At 60.0% G+C, this 430-nt stretch carries 1 pseudogene; it reads right to left on the bottom strand.

Annotated elements, in window-relative coordinates:
* Nucleotides 1–192: pseudogene (gene eno, locus EN969_RS34970) on the bottom strand (phosphopyruvate hydratase); the annotation flags it as partial.
* Between the last annotated feature and the right edge of the window lie 238 nt (nt 193–430).

Genomic DNA, 430 nt, shown 5'->3' with positions numbered 1-430 from the left:
GAGCACGCCTTTGCCGAGATAGCGGGCGCCGCCGTCGCGCAGTTCGACGGCCTCGTGGGCACCGGTCGAAGCACCCGACGGCACCGCCGCGCGGCCCATCGAGCCGTCTTCGAGAATGACATCGACCTCGACGGTCGGATTTCCACGGCTGTCCAGGATTTCACGCCCGACAATGTCGACGATGGCGGTCATTTGCGATGTCCTCGATTGATCTGAAGAATGCCGCACGTCTTAGCCAAAGTGCTGCAAAAGGCAATCGGCCCGCTGGCAATTGTTGCCGCGGCAACAGCGTCCGAACGATTCACGAAGCGCAAATCGCTGTCATCATAAGTCATGTACGGTCGGCTGACTTCCGGTTAAGGTGCAGCGCGCGGGGCGAAACAGGAGGAGTTTCGCCATGTCTCAGTTGAGCGGTATCGTGAGTCTGTTT

The organism is Mesorhizobium sp. M7A.F.Ca.CA.003.01.2.1 (assembly GCF_003998945.1).
Taxonomy (GTDB): domain Bacteria; phylum Pseudomonadota; class Alphaproteobacteria; order Rhizobiales; family Rhizobiaceae; genus Mesorhizobium; species Mesorhizobium ciceri.
This window is presented reverse-complemented; position numbering and strand designations above follow the sequence as displayed.